Here is a 15,335-nt window from a genome sequence, read left to right on the forward strand (position 1 = left end):
ACCCACATGCTCGACGAAAAGAACCCGACCTACGCGCCATCCGCCGAGATGGCCGCAAACGCCCACGCCGACCGCGCCACCTATGACGCGATGTATCAGGCCAGCATCGAAGACCCGGAGGCCTTCTGGGCCGAGCATGGCAAGCGGATCGACTGGATCAAGCCATTCACCCGCGTCAAGCAGACGTCCTTCGCCCCCGGCAATATCGACATCAGATGGTTCGACGACGGCACCCTGAACGTGGCGGCCAACTGCATCGATCGCCACCTCAAGGACCGCGGAACGCAGACCGCCATCATCTGGGAACCAGACAGCCCCGATGACGAGGCACAGCATATCACCTATCAGCAGCTGCACGCGCATGTCTGCAAGATGGCGAACGTCCTCAAGTCCCTCGGCGTCACCAAGGGGGACCGTGTCGTCCTCTACATGCCGATGATTCCGCAAGCTGCCTATGCGATGCTGGCCTGCGCGCGCATCGGCGCCATCCATTCAATCGTCTTCGCCGGCTTTTCGGCCGACGCCCTTGGCGCACGGATCAACGGCTGTGACGCCAAGGTCGTCATCACCGCCGACGGCGCGCCGCGCGGTGGCCGGATCACGAACCTCAAGGACAACGTCAACAAGGCCCTGCTGCACGACACCGACGACGTCAAATGCCTCGTGGTCAAGCGGACCGGCCAGCAGATCGCCTTCCGGTCGGAGAACGACTACTGGCTGCACGAGGAGGAAGCAAAGGTTTCCAACGACTGCCCCCCGGAAGAGATGAACGCCGAAGACCCGCTGTTCATCCTCTACACCTCCGGCTCGACCGGTCAGCCCAAGGGCGTGGTGCACAGCAGCGGCGGCTATCTCGTCTATGCCTCGATGACCCATCAGTACACCTTCGACTACAAGGACGGCGAAGTGTTCTGGTGCACCGCCGACGTCGGCTGGGTCACGGGGCACAGTTATATCGTCTATGGCCCGCTCGCCAATGGCGGCACCACGCTGATGTTCGAAGGTGTGCCGACCTACCCTGACGCGGGCCGGTTCTGGGCCGTCTGCGAAAAGCACAAGGTCGCCCAGTTCTACACCGCGCCGACCGCCCTGCGCGCCCTGATGGGTCAAGGCGACTCCTTCGTGAAACCCTACGACCTCAGCTCCATCCGCATCCTCGGAACCGTGGGCGAGCCGATCAACCCGGAGGCCTGGAACTGGTACAACGACGTGATCGGCGGGGGCCGTTGCCCGATCGTCGACACGTGGTGGCAGACGGAAACGGGTGGTCACCTGCTGACCCCCCTGCCCGGCGCGACCCCCACAAAGCCCGGCAGCGCGACCCTGCCCTTCTTCGGCGTGCAGCCGGTCATTCTGGAACCGACGACCGGGGACGAGATCCACGAGACCGAAGCCTCCGGCGTGCTTTGCATCAAGGACAGTTGGCCCGCGCAGATGCGGACCGTCTGGGGCGATCACGCGCGCTTCGAGAAGACGTATTTCAGCGACTACAAGAACTACTATTTCACCGGGGACGGGTGTCGCCGGGATGAGGACGGCTACTACTGGATCACGGGCCGCGTGGATGACGTCATCAACGTCTCGGGTCACCGCATGGGCACGGCGGAGGTGGAAAGCGCCCTCGTCGCCCACCCGAAGGTCGCCGAGAGTGCCGTCGTCGGTTACCCCCATACCGTGAAGGGCCAGGGCATCTATGCCTATGTCACCCTGATGAGCGGGGAGGAGCCGACAGACGCGTTGCGCAAGGAGCTGGAGGTCTGGGTCCGTGCGGAAATCGGCCCGATCGCCAAGCCCGACCTGATCCAATGGGCGCCGGGTCTTCCCAAGACACGCTCGGGCAAGATCATGCGCCGTATCCTGCGCAAGATCGCCGAGGATGATTTCGGCGCGCTGGGCGACACGTCGACCCTCGCCGATCCGTCGGTCGTGGACGAGTTGATCGCAAACCGCATGAACAGGGGCTGACCGGTTCGGGTGGGGTAACCCGCTAACCAGTCGTTAATCCAGATGAACGGAAACCGTGGCGCGCGAGGGCGGGCCACGGTATTTTCATGACGGGGGGCAACGTCGGAGAAGATCATGTCACTGATATCTACCATCCAACCGCTCAGCCCTGTCACGAAGACCCAGCGCGATGCGCCGAACCTGTCCCCGCCACCAGCGGATCGCCCCGCGCCACCCAGCCCCGCATCCGGCGGATCGGCGGTGGGCGGCTTGGCACCTGCGGAACTGAGCCTTGCGCGCATGGCCATCCCCCCGGTGATGGCCAGCCGCGGCACCAATGCCACGTCGGATACCCGCCCGGGCGCAGAGGGGCGCAATGGCGCTGCGCCCGACACGTCGCAGGATGCCCGGGAAACCACGGAGGAGGAGCGCCGCGCCGCCGCGGCCGAACGTGGGCTGATCCAGAAAGAGTTGATGTCCCGCATCCCCGTCCCCGTAGATGCGATCCCGAAGCTGACCGGAGACCTGGAAACCCTGCGCCAGATGGACGCGAAGGATACCGAGCGCACGGTCGGTTTGGCCACTGCGGACAGGGAGGCCTAGCAAGTTGCCGGCGCCGTTCCTGCCCTGCACGGCCAAGGCTCAAAGGGTGCAAAGCGGTTGCCTGACAGGCAGCATCCCAGCGCATCGCCCGCCTTCGGGGCGGTTCACACTGGTCACGCGTTGCTGACGTGTGAAGTTCTTTCCCTCGCCCGCGCCCTGCGGTAAGTGCGGCAAAACACGACGCGAGGATGGAATGACCAAACACCACGAAAGCGACGTCGCCTTCATCAAGGCGCTGGCGGAACTTCTCCGGGCAAATGACCTGACGGAGTTGGAGGTGATGCGCGAATATGGCGACGACGACAGCCTGAACGTCCGCGTCTCGCGTCAACCCGCGCCGGTTGCGCAGGTTCAATATGCCGCTGCACCCGCCGCCACCACCCCTGCCCCGACGTCCGCGCCGCAGGCCGCGGCCGCACCCGCCGCCGAGGCACCCGTTTCCGATCCGGCACAGGACCCCGGTGCCGTCACCTCGCCCATGGTGGGAACGGCCTATATGTCCGCCGAGCCGGGCGCGGCCCCCTTCATCCAGATCGGCGACACCGTTGCCGAAGGTCAGACGCTCATGATCGTCGAAGCGATGAAAACCATGAACCAGATCCCCAGCCCCCGTGCAGGCAAGGTAAAGCGTATCCTTGTCGAGGATGGTGCCCCCGTCGAATTCGGTGCCCCGCTGGTCATTCTGGGGTAGAACCATGTTCAAGAAAATCCTGATCGCGAACCGGGGCGAGATCGCCCTGCGTGTCGTGCGGGCCGCGCGCGAGATGGGCGTCGCCACCGTTGCCGTCCATTCGACGGCCGATGCCGACGCGATGCACGTGCGCATGGCCGACGAATCGATCTGCATCGGCCCGGCGCCGGGCACGCAGAGCTATCTGAACATTCCGGCGATCATTTCCGCCTGCGAGATCACCGGGGCGGACGCTATCCACCCCGGCTATGGCTTCCTGTCCGAGAACGCTGCCTTCGTTCAGGTTCTCGAAGATCACGGCATCACGTTCATCGGCCCGTCCGCCGCGCATATCCGCATCATGGGCGACAAGATCACGGCCAAGGACACCATGAAGGAATTGGGTGTGCCTTGCGTGCCCGGATCCGACGGGGGCGTCCCCGACATGGAGACCGCGCGCGCCGTGTCCGAGGAATGCGGTTATCCGGTGATCGTCAAGGCGACCGCGGGCGGCGGCGGGCGTGGCATGAAGCTGGCCAAGACGGCTGCGGATCTGGAAACGGCCTTCCGCACCGCTCGGTCGGAGTCCAAGGCCGCCTTCGGCAACGACGAGGTCTATATCGAGAAATACCTCGGCACGCCGCGCCATATCGAGGTGCAGGTCTTCGGCGACGGCAAGGGTCGTGCCGTTCATCTGGGCGAGCGCGACTGTTCGCTTCAGCGCCGTCACCAGAAGGTGTTCGAGGAGGCCCCCGGCCCCTGTATCACACCCGAGATGCGCGCCGAGATCGGCGCGACCTGCGCCGAGGCCGTTGCGCGGATCGGCTATTCGGGTGCGGGCACGATCGAGTTCCTGTACGAGAACGGCGAGTTCTTCTTCATCGAGATGAACACCCGCCTGCAGGTGGAACACCCGGTGACAGAAGCGATTTTCGGCGTCGACCTCGTTCGCGAACAGATCCGCGTGGCCGCCGGCCTGCCCATGTCGTTCGAACAGGACGACCTGAAGATCACGGGCCACGCGATAGAGGTGCGGATCAACGCCGAGAAACTGCCCAGCTTTTCGCCCTCGCCCGGAACCATCACCCAGTATCACGCCCCCGGCGGTCTGGGTGTCCGGATGGACAGTGCGCTGTACGATGGCTACCGCATTCCGCCCTACTACGACTCGCTGATCGGCAAGCTGATCGTGCATGGACGCGACCGGCCCGAGGCCTTGGCCCGCCTGCATCGCAGCCTTGGGGAATTGATCGTCGACGGCGTCGACACCACGATCCCGCTGTTCGATGCCCTGCTGGCCGAGCCGGATATCCAGGATGGAACCTACACCATCCACTGGCTGGAAGAGTGGTTGGAAAACAACCTCGGCTGACCGGCCGACTGTCGGCGGCAACTTGCCCGACGGGTCGCCCTCTGACGGGGGGCGACCCGAGATCCCTTCCCCTGAACGGGCTGGGCCGCTAGGTTGACGCATGGCGCGTGACACCCCCGAACTGACGGCTGAGATGCTGCTGATGGCTTATGCCAGCGGCGTCTTTCCCATGTCCGAAGACCGCGCCGATGATGAGATTTTCTGGGTCGATCCGAAACTGCGCGGCGTCATCCCCCTCGACGCCTTCCACCTGTCCCGCAGCCTTGCGCGCACCTTGCGTCGGGCCCCCTACGTGGTGACGGTGAACGAAGCCTTCGACCATGTCGTCGGCGCCTGTGCCGACCGGGAGGAAACCTGGATCAACCGTCCGATCCAGCGTCTCTACAATCAATTGCATCGCCTCGGCTTCGCCCATTCCGTCGAGGTGTGGGACGACGAGGCGCTGGTCGGCGGTCTTTATGGCGTCACCCTCGGGGCCGCGTTCTTCGGGGAATCGATGTTCTCCCGGCGCACCGATGCATCGAAGATCGCGCTCGCCAATGCCGTCGCGATGCTGCGACTGGATGGCTTTCAGCTGTTCGATACGCAGTTCCTGACGGATCACCTGGCCTCGATGGGCGCGGTCGAGATATCACGGGACGCCTACCATGCGCGCCTGCGTCAGGCGATCGAGGGAAGCGCGCGGTTGAGCGAGATCGTCCCGCCGCCCGAGGACGTGATTGCGCTGCTGCGACATGGCACGGTTCAGCCTGCAACCTGAACCAACCCCGAAGCTGCTGTCGTCAGTCCTGATTTGACAGACAGCGCAGGACCCAGACGTCGTAGCGCCGATGCTCCAACGCGTTCAGCGCCGGAGAGGACGCGACCATCCAGCCTGCGAACAATTCCTTGATCTCCCGGGCATCGACGATCTGCACGAGGCCGAAGGCATCGCCCGCCGGGTTGTTCGACGGATACCGGCATTCGTGCAGGGTCACCTGCAACGGCCCGTAGGCCATCGTCTGCCCCGACGCCATCTCCACGTCGATCACCTCGCCCGAGGTCTTGTCGAGGGTGCGCAGGACCGCCCCTGCCCCCACACCGGTGCGGACTGCCTGCGCCGACGCCGGAAGGGTCGCGCAGAGCAGGGCCAGCGCGGCAAGACGCAGGACGGGGCGCATGATCACTCGGGGCTCCATGCCTCGTAATCCGCGGCCGGCTTCACGTCCGCACGGCGCAGGGAGCCTTGGCGCACGAAAGCCTCGGCGGTGCCGGTAAGGTTCGGCTGATGCGGCTTTTCCCACGCCTTGTGGGCAAGCGGCGCATCTTCGGGCGTGTTGTCATAGGTGTGGTGCAGCCAGCCATACCATTCCGGTCCGATCAGCGTGCTGTCGTTCTGACCGGAATAGATCACCCAACGGCGGCTGTCGTCGTCGTTGCGGTAGAACACGTTGCCTTGGGCGTCCTCGCCCACCTTGGTGCCATTGCGCGCGGTGAACAGCTGTGTGCCGATGGACTGTCCGTCCCACCAGGTCACGAGGCGTTTGAGCAATCCGGCCATGTCGACATCCTCCGCGTAGGGTCGTCCCTCCCTACACCGCCCGCACGGATGGTCAAGGTGGCAAGGCGCCCTGTGCTGCCGGGGATGAAGCGAATGCATCATCCTGTGCAATTTGTTTCAGGTCCATGCCTAGCCGTCGCCACTGGCTCGCATCTGGTGAAAACGTTATGCTGCGCGCCGATACTCGAGGGAGAACGCAATGACCGAGACACGCCAATACGGCTTCGACACGCTGCAGATCCATGCAGGTGCCCGCCCCGATCCCGCCACCGGTGCCCGCCAGACGCCGATCTACCAGACGACGGCCTATGTCTTTCGCGATGCGGAACATGCTGCCGCGCTCTTCAACCTGCAGGAAGTCGGCTACATCTATTCGCGCCTGACCAACCCGACGGTCGCCGTTCTACAGGAACGCATTGCAACCCTCGAAGGTGGCGCGGGGGCGGTCTGCTGCTCTTCGGGGCATGCGGCGCAGTTGATGGCCCTGTTCCCCCTGATGCAGCCGGGCTGCAACATCGTGGCATCCACCCGTCTGTACGGCGGCACGGTCACGCAGTTCAGCCAGACCATCAAGCGCTTTGGCTGGTCGGCCAAGTTCGTCGATTTCGATGACCCGCAGGCAGTGGCGGATGCCATCGACGATGACACCCGTGCAGTTTTCGGAGAGGCGATTGCCAACCCCGGCGGCTGGATCATGGATGTCCGGGCAATTGCCGATGTTGCCGATGCGGCGGGCCTGCCCCTGATCATCGACAACACGACCGCGACACCCTACCTCGTACGGCCCATCGAACACGGCGCCACGCTGGTCGTGCATTCGACGACCAAGTATCTGACCGGCAACGGCACCGTCACGGGCGGCTGCGTCGTCGATTCGGGCAATTTCGACTGGTCCGCCTCCGGCAAGTTCCCGTCCCTCTCCGAGGCTGAGCCCGCATATCACGGCCTCAAGTTCCACGAGACGTTCGGCGCCCTCGCCTTCACCTTCCACGGCATTGCCATCGGGTTGCGCGATCTGGGCATGACCATGAACCCGCAAGCCGCGCATTACACGCTGTGCGGGATCGAGACGCTGTCCCTGCGGATGGACCGCCACGTATCCAACGCCGAAAAGGTCGCAGGCTGGCTGGAACAGCACCCGGCGGTCGCGGCCGTCACCTACGCTGGCCTGCCGTCGTCGCCCTATCACGAGCTTGCCAAGAAGGTCTGCCCCAAGGGCGCGGGCGGTCTGTTCACCGTTCAGCTCAAGGGGGGCTACGACGCCTGCGTCAAGTTCGTCGACAACCTCGAGATCTTCAGCCACGTCGCGAACCTCGGCGATGCGCGCAGCCTCGTGATCCACTCCGCCTCGACCACCCACCGGCAGCTGTCGCCCGAACAGCAGGCCGCCGCAGGGGCTGGCCCGGATGTCGTGCGCATCTCGATCGGGATCGAGGATGCCGACGACCTGATCGCGGATCTGGATCAGGCACTGGCCAAGGCCGCCCCGCAGATGGCGGCCGAATAACGGACAGTCGGCGCGCCGGACAATGCTCCGGCGCGCCACACCTCAGGCGAGCAGGTCGAAGGCCTCTCCGCCCGCGATACGCATGTCGATACGGTCCAGATCGGCCCCGTCGACGAGGACGAAGACCACCTCGCCACTGGGGACATAGGTGACATAGGCCTCTTCCACGTCATCTTCGCCCGGGGCACCGCCATTGGGTGCCGTCGCCGCATAGCTGATCACGAAATCATCCACCGTCGCGCCGGCCTGCCCGAACAACAGCTCGTCGCCCTCGGCCGCGTCGTAATCGGCAATCCAGTCCGCGCCATGACCCACCGTGCCGTCATGATAGAACCTGTCGGCCCCGTCACCGCCGCGAAGATTGTCGTTCCCGAACCCGCCGTTGAGGAAGTCATCGCCACTGCCGCCGCGCAGGGTATCGCCGCCGGCACCACCCGTGACGATATCATCGCCATTTTGCCCGAGCAGCAGGTCGGCCCCGAAACCGCCCATGATGACGTCGCCGTCATCACCGCCATATATCAGATCGTTGCCATATCCGCCGTCGATGACATCCTTGCCGCCGGCGCCATAGATGACATCGCGCACGTCGGCGAAATCATCGCCACCGGTGATGACATCGTCTCCGTCACCCCCATTGAGCGTGTCGTACCCACGACCGCCGCTCAGGACGTCATCGCCCGCTTCCCCCGCGATCCGGTCATTGCCGCGCCCGCCTTCGAGGATATCCCGGCCGCCGCGTCCCTCCAACACGTCGTTGAAGTCGGTGCCGTTCAGCACGTCGGTCATGTCCGTGCCGATCTGCTGCGCGTCATCATCGTTCAGGATCGTCAACACGACCTCGCGGGTCGTGTAGGACGGAAAGCCGGTCGTGGCCTCAAGGGTCAGCCTGATCGTCTCGTCAGCCTCGAGGATGTCGTCCCCCGTGACTGTCAGGACCACCGTGGCCGTCGCCTCCCCATCCGAAAATGCACCTGACAGGGGCGTGCTGAAATCCTGCGCATCCGCATCGCCAGCGGTCGAGAGCTGAAAACTCGCCGCCCCTTCCGTCGTGTCGCGCGTGACCGTGATGGTCACCTCGGTTTCGTCGCCGGCGGCCCCTTCGGAAAGACCTTCGTCAGGGGCGTCGGTGCTCAGGTCATAGGTCACGCTCTCGCCGAACAGATTGGCGATGGCCGCCCCGATACCGGAATTGGAAGGCGCTTGCGCAGCGCCACCGGTGGCCGCGGCGATCCCCTCGAATTCCGCGATCGTGCTGCTATTTCCCCCCACCGCGATCGTGGAGACGCTGACCGGCACCACGCCATCGCCCGGATCGACATCGGCCGCGAGGGTCAGCACCTCGTCCCGCAGGCTGGCGTCCTTGGCCGTCGCATCGCCGATCAGGATGATGTCACGGTCGACATCCGCCCGCCACGTCCCGACAGTCCCGTCCAGCGCACGCAGAAGACCGGTATAGGTATACTCCGGAAAATCGCCGCCGCCGGTTGCTGTCAGCCTGTCGAGGCCCTCCGCCGCGGCCCCTCGCCGCGCGCCGATATCTTCCTGATCGGTGAATTCCAACAACGTCGTCACGTTCGGGTCATTGTAGCCGACGATGGCAACGCGCACATCCTCGGTGGTATCGACCCCGAACAGCAGGTCCAGCAGGTCTGCCCGGGCGGCGTTGATCGCGTTGAAAGGCCCGCCCATGCTGCCCGTTGTGTCGATCACGAAAACGATGTCGCGTGCGGTCATGATGATACTCCCTGTTCTGCCGCCAAGTTACGACTTTTCCGTCACTTTCGTCTATGGATTGTTCCCTTACCCTTGCCCCCCGGCAGTGTGCCGCCGGTTGCTCGGATCGGTGTTCGGATGCACTTTCCGCCGTCCATCCGGCCATGCTAGGCTCTGGCCATGACTCCGCAAATCGCTCTGGATCTCTCCCTCGACGGGATCACCGTTCTCAGCCGCGCGCCCGATGGCGGGTGGTGGCGCGAAGGGACCGTGCGCCTTGATGCGCCCGACATGCCGGACCGTCTGGCGCGCCTGCGCGACAGATGCGAAGCCCGCGTGGGCCCCGATTTCACGTCGCTTCTGATCCTGCCCGACAGCCAGCTTCTCTATACCTCGCTGGAGCGTGACGACCGCAAGGCGGATGAGACGATCCGCGCCCTGCTCAAGGGTCGGACGCCCTACCCGGTCGAGGATCTGACTTTCGATTACATGGTCATCGGTGATCGGCTGCAGGTGGCCGTGGTGGCCCTGGAAACCCTGCTGGAGGCCGAGACATTTGCCGCCGAATACGGGTTCCGCCCGGTCGCCGTGGTCGCCAATCCGCAGGACCCGGCCTATCCCGGCATTCCGAACTTCGGAAAGACGGGTCTGGCCCATGATCTGTTGGGCAGCAAATCGGCCCGGATAGACGTGCCGGGCAATTTCGATGCGGTCAAGGCGCCCCCGTTGCCGGACGACGCCGACCCCGCACCGATCCCTGCGGCTACGCCGGTTGTGATGGCAGAACCCGCCTTCAGCAGCCCGCGTCGCGCGCAGGAAAAGGCCACCGCGGAAGAAACCTCCGAGGCCCCTTCCCAATCTGATCCCGAGCAACCGGACCAGGCGCCTGCCGATGACGCCCCCACAGGCCCGGAGGAAGTCGTCGCGGAGGGCAGCTTTGCCGACCTTGTTGCCGCTGGCGAAACCGAGGCAGAGGCAGAGGCAGAGGCAGAGGCAGAGGCAGAGGCAGAGGCAGAGGCAGAGGCAGAGGCAGACAAGCCGTCCGACCCCCTCGTGCCAAGCGTTGCTTTCGCCAGCAGCCGCGCCCAGACACAGCGCGTGCCCGTACCCGAAGTGCGCGCGGCAAGCGGGGAACGCCTGGCTAAGGTGGCACCGCGCCTGACGCCTACGCCGACACCGCCGAAACGCGCCGCTGCTGCTCCGGTCATCGCGCCACCCGGCATGACAGCTGACACGCCTTCGGCCAAGGCGTCCGATCGCCCGAAACTGTCGGCGCAGGACAAACCGAACCCGAAAACCGCCAAGCCCAAGGATACGCCACCGCTTGTGGCGCCAACGGACGCCGTGGAGGCTGCGGCGACCGACACCCCGCCCACCGTTCCAACAGACAAACGCCGTCCGCTGGTTCCTGCCGGGGCCCTTGGCGCCTTGGCGATGCGGATCCGGGACAAGGCGGCGACCGCTCGCAAGGCCGATCCGGATGATGCCGCAAAGGCCGAACGCCAAGCCGAGGCGCAGGCATTGGCCCTGCCCGGCATAGCCAGAGAGAAGGCCGCAAAGCCCGCGTCCTCTGCCCGTCTGGGCTTGATCCTGACGCTCGGTCTTCTCGTCGCACTGGTCCTGATTGGCGCGGGATCCGCGCTTTTGGGCCCGTCCGACCAGGTGACGGAGACGCCACCGGACGTGCCCGGCGCCGCCGGGTCGGAGCAGGCGAACGTCGCGCCGGCAGAGGTGCCGGTCCTGCCACCTGCAACACCTGCGGCAATCGATATCGCACAGGCTGCGCCAGACAACGCGGCAGCGGCAGATGTCTTGGACGACACCGTCGATATCGCCGCGCTGTTGCCGGCGCCCCAAACGGACGCAGCAAGTTCGGCGCCTGCGAATGTGCCCAACCTGATCCGCCCGCCTTCGCCCGTGTCGGAGGCCACCACGCAAGCGGCCGTGACCGCCGCCCTCTCCGAAGATCAGCTGCTGCCGGAGATCACGCCGGACCTTGCCGTTGCGCCCAGCCTCGACACTGCCCCCGTGGCGGAAACCGAACCTGCGGTCTTCACCGAGGCTTTCGAAGCCACCGGCAGCTTCGTGACACCCCCCGCGCCCAGCGTGCCCCTCACCGACGACACCCGGCCCGAGGTGCAGACGGCATCCCTGGACCCGGCGATCGTTGCGGGCGATCGCGCGAACTTGCCCGCCGGCATTCCGCCGAACGACCAGCTTGCCGCGCAGATCAATCCGCCCCCAGCGGACCTTGCCGACGATCCCGACGCAGCACTTGGACTGGTCGCGGCCACGCCGGAGGGTGTCGTTGCCCCCGGCGGCTATACGGTCGTTCTGGGGCGTCCCGCGTTGCTTCCCCTGCCCCGCCCCGAAACCGCGGTCGAGGACGCGGATTTGGCCGCCACGGAAGACGCCGAGGCGGAGGCCGCCCAGCAGGTCGATACCGAGGCGCAGGCGATCCTGCGGCGCACGCGCCCTGTCGCCCGCCCCGAAGACCGCGAGGTCATCGCATCGGAGGGCAGCGAAGACGAGACCGGGGACGCCCCGCTGGACCCAGCCATCGCGGCCCTTGCCCAGACACGTCCCAGCCAGCGCCCCGCGTCGATCGAAGTCGCAGCCGCCGAAGCCGCCGCCGCCATTGCAGCCGCCCAGGCCGCCGCGGAAGCCGCCGAAGAGGCAAACGCAGCCGTCCTCGCCGCGCAGCAGGCGGCGTCCGCATCACTTGCCGCCGCCGAGGCAGACAGCGCCGCCGCACGACAGGACAGCGGCCCGGTTTCCGAACTCGCACTTGCGGCTTCCGAGCGGCCCAGCACACGCCCCCGGTCCGTTGAACGGGAGGCCGCGCGGATCGTGACGCGCCGTCGCGAACAGGCTTCTGCCGCCTCGACCGCCGCGCCGCAGGCAGCGACGCCAGCCGCGCGCACCGTCGATACGGGCACGCAACAGACCCGTTCCGCCGGGGGCAGCGTCGCGCGCGCCGCGACCGAGACCAACGTCCTGCGTCTCAATCAGATCAACCTGATCGGGGTCTATGGGCGTGCCGGTGCGCGACGAGCGCTCGTCCGACTGGCGAACGGGCGCTATGTGAAGGTCGAAGTCGGGGATCGCCTCGACCGTGGACGGGTGACCGCCATCGGGGAGAGCGAGTTGAGCTATCAGCGCGGGGGCCGCAACACCGTGCTGCGCCTGCCCCGCGCCTGACCCTGCGCAAAACGTTTACGATCAGAGGCCGAGGGCCGCTTTCGTCTGTGCGGTCCAGCCACTGTGAACGGTATCCCCGATCTCGATCACGGGACGTTTGATCAGGGTCGGCTGGGCCAGCATCAGGGCGACAGGTTCGCCTGCACGCTCCTCCTCGGACAGGTTGCGCCACGTGGTCGAGCGGCGGTTGACCATCGCATCGCCCAGCTGCGCGAACCATCGTGCGATTTCGGCCTGCTGCGGCGGAACATCGCGGAAGTCGCGAAGCTGTGCCTCCTGCCCTGCATCCGACAACGCCCGCAGCGCTTTCCTGCATGTGTCACATGCCTTCAAACCGTTCACGATGACCATTTATTTGCCTTCCTCTGCCTGCACCTGCCGTTCCCCTTGACCTTTATCGGCGGCAAGATAACTGGGAAAGTGTGCAGGGGGATTCAACGCATATCCAAGCCTTGATCGTTCCGCACCACTCCGTCGCAATGTTGCGGGCGGGACGACCCACGTAAGGAGACACGGTCATGGCTACTGGCACCGTGAAATGGTTCAACACCACCAAGGGATACGGCTTCATCGCCCCCGACGACGGCGGCAAGGACATCTTCGTCCATATCTCCGCGGTCGAACGCGCTGGCCTGACCGGCCTGCGGGACAATCAGAAAATCGAATTCGAGATGCGTGAAGGCCGTGACGGCCGTTCCTCTGCCTCCGACCTTGTGGCCCTGGACTGAGATCCACCGCATGATTCCCGCGCCTTCCGGGGCGCGGAACCTTGTGACGCCTGATTTGCATCAGGCGTCTTTTGTTTTTCAAGGATCGTCGATCAGACGCAGGTCTGCGCCTACTCGGCCCATTCCCACGGACGGGTGTAGTTCCCAAGGGTCGCGACGACGTCCCGCTCCTCCACCTCACCGGTGCGGGTCAGACGCGCGACTAGGCCGCGGCGCTTGTCTTCGACAACCTCCTGCACCCTCGCATTCAACCCGGCCTCCGACAGGGCGGCATCATAGATCCGGGTGATCGCGCGGCGGCGCAGATCGGGCTTGAAGACCTTGCCGACGGCGGTCTTCGGCAATTCGTCGAGGATCTCGATATGCTTGGGGCGCGCGGCCCGTTCGTGCACATGGGTCGCGCAATGCTTCGACAGGTCCTCGGGTGTGACCGTCGCACCTGCGACCAGCTCCACGTAGGCACAGGGCAGTTCCCCGGCGAACGCATCCGGCTGACCGATCGCACCCGCCATGGCGACATCGGGGTGTCCGGCTAGCGCCTCTTCGATCTCGGCCGGGTCGATGTTGTGACCGCCACGAATGATCAGATCCTTGGCGCGCCCGGTGATCCACAGGTAGCCGTCGGCATCGATCCGGCCAAGGTCGCCCGTGCGCAGGAACGAGCCATGGTGGAACAGATCCCGGTTCTTGTCCTCTTCGGTATAGGTCGATCCGTCCAGCACGCCGGGCGACGAGATGCAGATCTCGCCGACATCGTCCGTCGCGCATTCGACCGGCCCTTCGCCGCGGTCCATCAGGATGCGCACCTCGGTGTGCATGAACGGAATGCCGACGGACCCGATCTTCTTCTGCCCTTCGACCGGGTTGCAGCTGACGAGGCAGGTCGCCTCGGTCAGGCCATAGCCTTCGACAACGGTCACGCCGGTTTCCCGTTCGAACCGCTTGAACAATTCGATCGGCAGGGGCGAGGAGCCCGAGAACGCGGTCTTGACCGAACTGACGTCGGCATTCACCGGACGCTGCATCAGGGCGGACATGGCCGTGGGCACAGTGATGATGAACGTCACCTTCCAGCGTTCGACCAGCTTCCAGAAGTTGTCGAAGACGCCGTCGCCGCGATACCCCTGTGGCGTGGGGAACACGACATGCGCGCCCGAGGCGACCATGGCCATCAGGATCACGTGGCAGGCGAAGACGTGGAACAGCGGCAGCGGACAAATCACCACGTCCTGTTCGCTGAACAGAAGGCGATGTCCGATCCAGCCGTTGTAGATCATCCCGTCGTACGTGTGCTGCGCCACCTTCGGCATGCCTGTGGTTCCACCGGTATGGAAATAGGCGGCCACCCGATCACCGTCCGCATCCGCAAATCCAAGGGTCGTCGGCTGTTTGGCGACTTCCTTCATCAGGGACAGCACGCGGGCCTTGTGGGTCACCGGGTTCTTGGGACGGATCAGCGGAACGATAAGTTTCTTCGCGCCCGTCAGATAGCGATGGAGGTCCACCTCGAGCACGGTTTCGACCGCGGGGGCCAAGGCCACGGCGGCGGCGACCTTCTGGGCCACGTCCGTCTTGGGAAAGGCGCGCAGGGTAACGACGACCTTCGCATTCGTTTCGCGCAGGATGGCGGCGATCTGTTCGGCGTCCAGCAGGGGATTGATCGGGTTCACGATGCCTGCAACGGCGCCGCCCAACAGAACGGTCGCCGTCTCGGTGCAATTGGGCAGGACATAGGCAACGGTGTCGCCTTCCGCGATGCCAAGGCTGCGGAACAGGTTGGCGGTCTGGGTGACGCGGTCCTTGACCTGCGACCACGTCAGCGTCTCGGACGGGTCGGTCGGACCGGAGAACAGCTGATAGCTTATGGCGGGGCGGTCCCCGTGCCTTGCCGCGGTATCCGACAGCAAACGATAGAGTGTCTTGGCAGGTTTTGCCTGATCCCAGGGCGCTTGCGCCTCGATGTCAAGAATGTCCTGTTTTGTCGCAAACGCGCCCATTTATCCCTCCCCCTTTTGGTCTTGCCACAACACCCCCCGTTGTGGATCGCCTGTTTG

The 15,335-nt window shown here is 65.3% G+C and carries 13 protein-coding genes; 8 read left to right on the forward strand and 5 right to left on the reverse strand.

The window, feature by feature from the left end:
* Positions 1-6: 6 nt before the first annotated feature.
* The 5 genes from acs (at position 7) to aat (ending at position 5,349) form a co-directional block, all read left to right on the forward strand.
* Positions 7-1,965, forward strand: a complete 1,959-nt coding sequence (gene acs / locus V6N07_RS15260; RefSeq protein WP_371157329.1) for an acetate--CoA ligase — start codon at positions 7-9, stop codon at positions 1,963-1,965.
* Positions 1,966-2,079: 114 nt separating this feature from the next.
* Positions 2,080-2,547, forward strand: a complete 468-nt coding sequence (locus V6N07_RS15265; RefSeq protein ID WP_371157331.1) for a hypothetical protein — start codon at positions 2,080-2,082, stop codon at positions 2,545-2,547.
* A 193-nt stretch (positions 2,548-2,740) separates the two neighbouring features.
* Complete coding sequence (gene accB, locus V6N07_RS15270) at positions 2,741-3,238, forward strand: acetyl-CoA carboxylase biotin carboxyl carrier protein (protein ID WP_371157333.1); 498 nt, start codon at positions 2,741-2,743, stop codon at positions 3,236-3,238.
* 4 nt (positions 3,239-3,242) lie between these two features.
* On the forward strand, positions 3,243-4,589 hold the full coding sequence (accC, locus tag V6N07_RS15275; RefSeq protein ID WP_371157335.1) for an acetyl-CoA carboxylase biotin carboxylase subunit: 1,347 nt from the start codon (positions 3,243-3,245) through the stop codon (positions 4,587-4,589).
* 100 nt (positions 4,590-4,689) lie between these two features.
* Positions 4,690-5,349, forward strand: a complete 660-nt coding sequence (gene aat, locus V6N07_RS15280; RefSeq protein WP_371157337.1) for a leucyl/phenylalanyl-tRNA--protein transferase — start codon at positions 4,690-4,692, stop codon at positions 5,347-5,349.
* 22 nt (positions 5,350-5,371) lie between these two features.
* Here the strand turns inward: aat and V6N07_RS15285 are convergent, their stop codons facing one another.
* Positions 5,372-5,767, reverse strand: a complete 396-nt coding sequence (locus tag V6N07_RS15285) for a DUF2155 domain-containing protein (protein ID WP_371157340.1) — start codon at positions 5,765-5,767, stop codon at positions 5,372-5,374.
* Complete coding sequence (locus tag V6N07_RS15290) at positions 5,752-6,129, reverse strand: NADH:ubiquinone oxidoreductase subunit NDUFA12 (protein ID WP_371157342.1); 378 nt, start codon at positions 6,127-6,129, stop codon at positions 5,752-5,754. Before V6N07_RS15290 ends, V6N07_RS15285 begins: the two co-directional genes overlap by 16 nt.
* Before the next feature lie 199 nt (positions 6,130-6,328).
* Between V6N07_RS15290 and V6N07_RS15295 the strand changes: the two genes are divergently transcribed.
* Entirely contained in the window at positions 6,329-7,636 is a 1,308-nt protein-coding gene (locus tag V6N07_RS15295; RefSeq protein ID WP_371157344.1) for an O-acetylhomoserine aminocarboxypropyltransferase/cysteine synthase family protein, read from the forward strand.
* 42 nt (positions 7,637-7,678) lie between these two features.
* Here the strand turns inward: V6N07_RS15295 and V6N07_RS15300 are convergent, their stop codons facing one another.
* Positions 7,679-9,373 (reverse strand): VWA domain-containing protein, encoded by a 1,695-nt coding sequence (locus V6N07_RS15300; protein ID WP_371157346.1) that lies wholly within the window; start codon positions 9,371-9,373, stop codon positions 7,679-7,681.
* Positions 9,374-9,532: 159 nt separating this feature from the next.
* Between V6N07_RS15300 and V6N07_RS15305 the strand changes: the two genes are divergently transcribed.
* Positions 9,533-12,553, forward strand: a complete 3,021-nt coding sequence (locus tag V6N07_RS15305) for a hypothetical protein (RefSeq protein ID WP_371157348.1) — start codon at positions 9,533-9,535, stop codon at positions 12,551-12,553.
* A 21-nt stretch (positions 12,554-12,574) separates the two neighbouring features.
* Here V6N07_RS15305 and V6N07_RS15310 read toward each other — a convergent pair whose 3' ends face one another.
* Positions 12,575-12,904, reverse strand: coding sequence for an ArsC/Spx/MgsR family protein (locus V6N07_RS15310; RefSeq protein WP_371157350.1), 330 nt, complete (start codon positions 12,902-12,904; stop codon positions 12,575-12,577).
* 167 nt (positions 12,905-13,071) lie between these two features.
* On the opposite strand from V6N07_RS15310, the gene V6N07_RS15315 reads away from it, so the two are divergent.
* On the forward strand, positions 13,072-13,281 hold the full coding sequence (locus V6N07_RS15315) for a cold-shock protein (RefSeq protein WP_371157352.1): 210 nt from the start codon (positions 13,072-13,074) through the stop codon (positions 13,279-13,281).
* A 110-nt stretch (positions 13,282-13,391) separates the two neighbouring features.
* On the opposite strand, the gene V6N07_RS15320 is transcribed toward V6N07_RS15315, so the two are convergent.
* Complete coding sequence (locus V6N07_RS15320; RefSeq protein WP_371157354.1) at positions 13,392-15,278, reverse strand: acyl-CoA synthetase; 1,887 nt, start codon at positions 15,276-15,278, stop codon at positions 13,392-13,394.
* Between the last annotated feature and the right edge of the window lie 57 nt (positions 15,279-15,335).

The sequence above is a fragment of the Jannaschia sp. 2305UL9-9 genome, from assembly GCF_041403465.1.
In the GTDB taxonomy this organism is placed as follows: Bacteria; Pseudomonadota; Alphaproteobacteria; order Rhodobacterales; family Rhodobacteraceae; genus Jannaschia.

Excerpts from the sequence above, each read along its gene's own strand:
- V6N07_RS15265 (WP_371157331.1), top strand. The coding sequence starts at position 2,080 with ATGTCACTGATATCTACCATCCAACCGCTCAGCCCTGTCACGAAGACC.
- accB (WP_371157333.1), top strand. The coding sequence starts at position 2,741 with ATGACCAAACACCACGAAAGCGACGTCGCCTTCATCAAGGCGCTGGCG.
- V6N07_RS15305 (WP_371157348.1), top strand. The coding sequence starts at position 9,533 with ATGACTCCGCAAATCGCTCTGGATCTCTCCCTCGACGGGATCACCGTT.
- V6N07_RS15290 (WP_371157342.1), bottom strand. The coding sequence starts at position 6,129 with ATGGCCGGATTGCTCAAACGCCTCGTGACCTGGTGGGACGGACAGTCC.
- V6N07_RS15285 (WP_371157340.1), bottom strand. The coding sequence starts at position 5,767 with ATGGAGCCCCGAGTGATCATGCGCCCCGTCCTGCGTCTTGCCGCGCTG.
- V6N07_RS15295 (WP_371157344.1), top strand. The coding sequence starts at position 6,329 with ATGACCGAGACACGCCAATACGGCTTCGACACGCTGCAGATCCATGCA.
- V6N07_RS15300 (WP_371157346.1), bottom strand. The coding sequence starts at position 9,373 with ATGACCGCACGCGACATCGTTTTCGTGATCGACACAACGGGCAGCATG.
- V6N07_RS15320 (WP_371157354.1), bottom strand. The coding sequence starts at position 15,278 with ATGGGCGCGTTTGCGACAAAACAGGACATTCTTGACATCGAGGCGCAA.
- V6N07_RS15315 (WP_371157352.1), top strand. The coding sequence starts at position 13,072 with ATGGCTACTGGCACCGTGAAATGGTTCAACACCACCAAGGGATACGGC.
- accC (WP_371157335.1), top strand. The coding sequence starts at position 3,243 with ATGTTCAAGAAAATCCTGATCGCGAACCGGGGCGAGATCGCCCTGCGT.
- acs (WP_371157329.1), top strand. The coding sequence starts at position 7 with ATGCTCGACGAAAAGAACCCGACCTACGCGCCATCCGCCGAGATGGCC.
- aat (WP_371157337.1), top strand. The coding sequence starts at position 4,690 with ATGGCGCGTGACACCCCCGAACTGACGGCTGAGATGCTGCTGATGGCT.
- V6N07_RS15310 (WP_371157350.1), bottom strand. The coding sequence starts at position 12,904 with ATGGTCATCGTGAACGGTTTGAAGGCATGTGACACATGCAGGAAAGCG.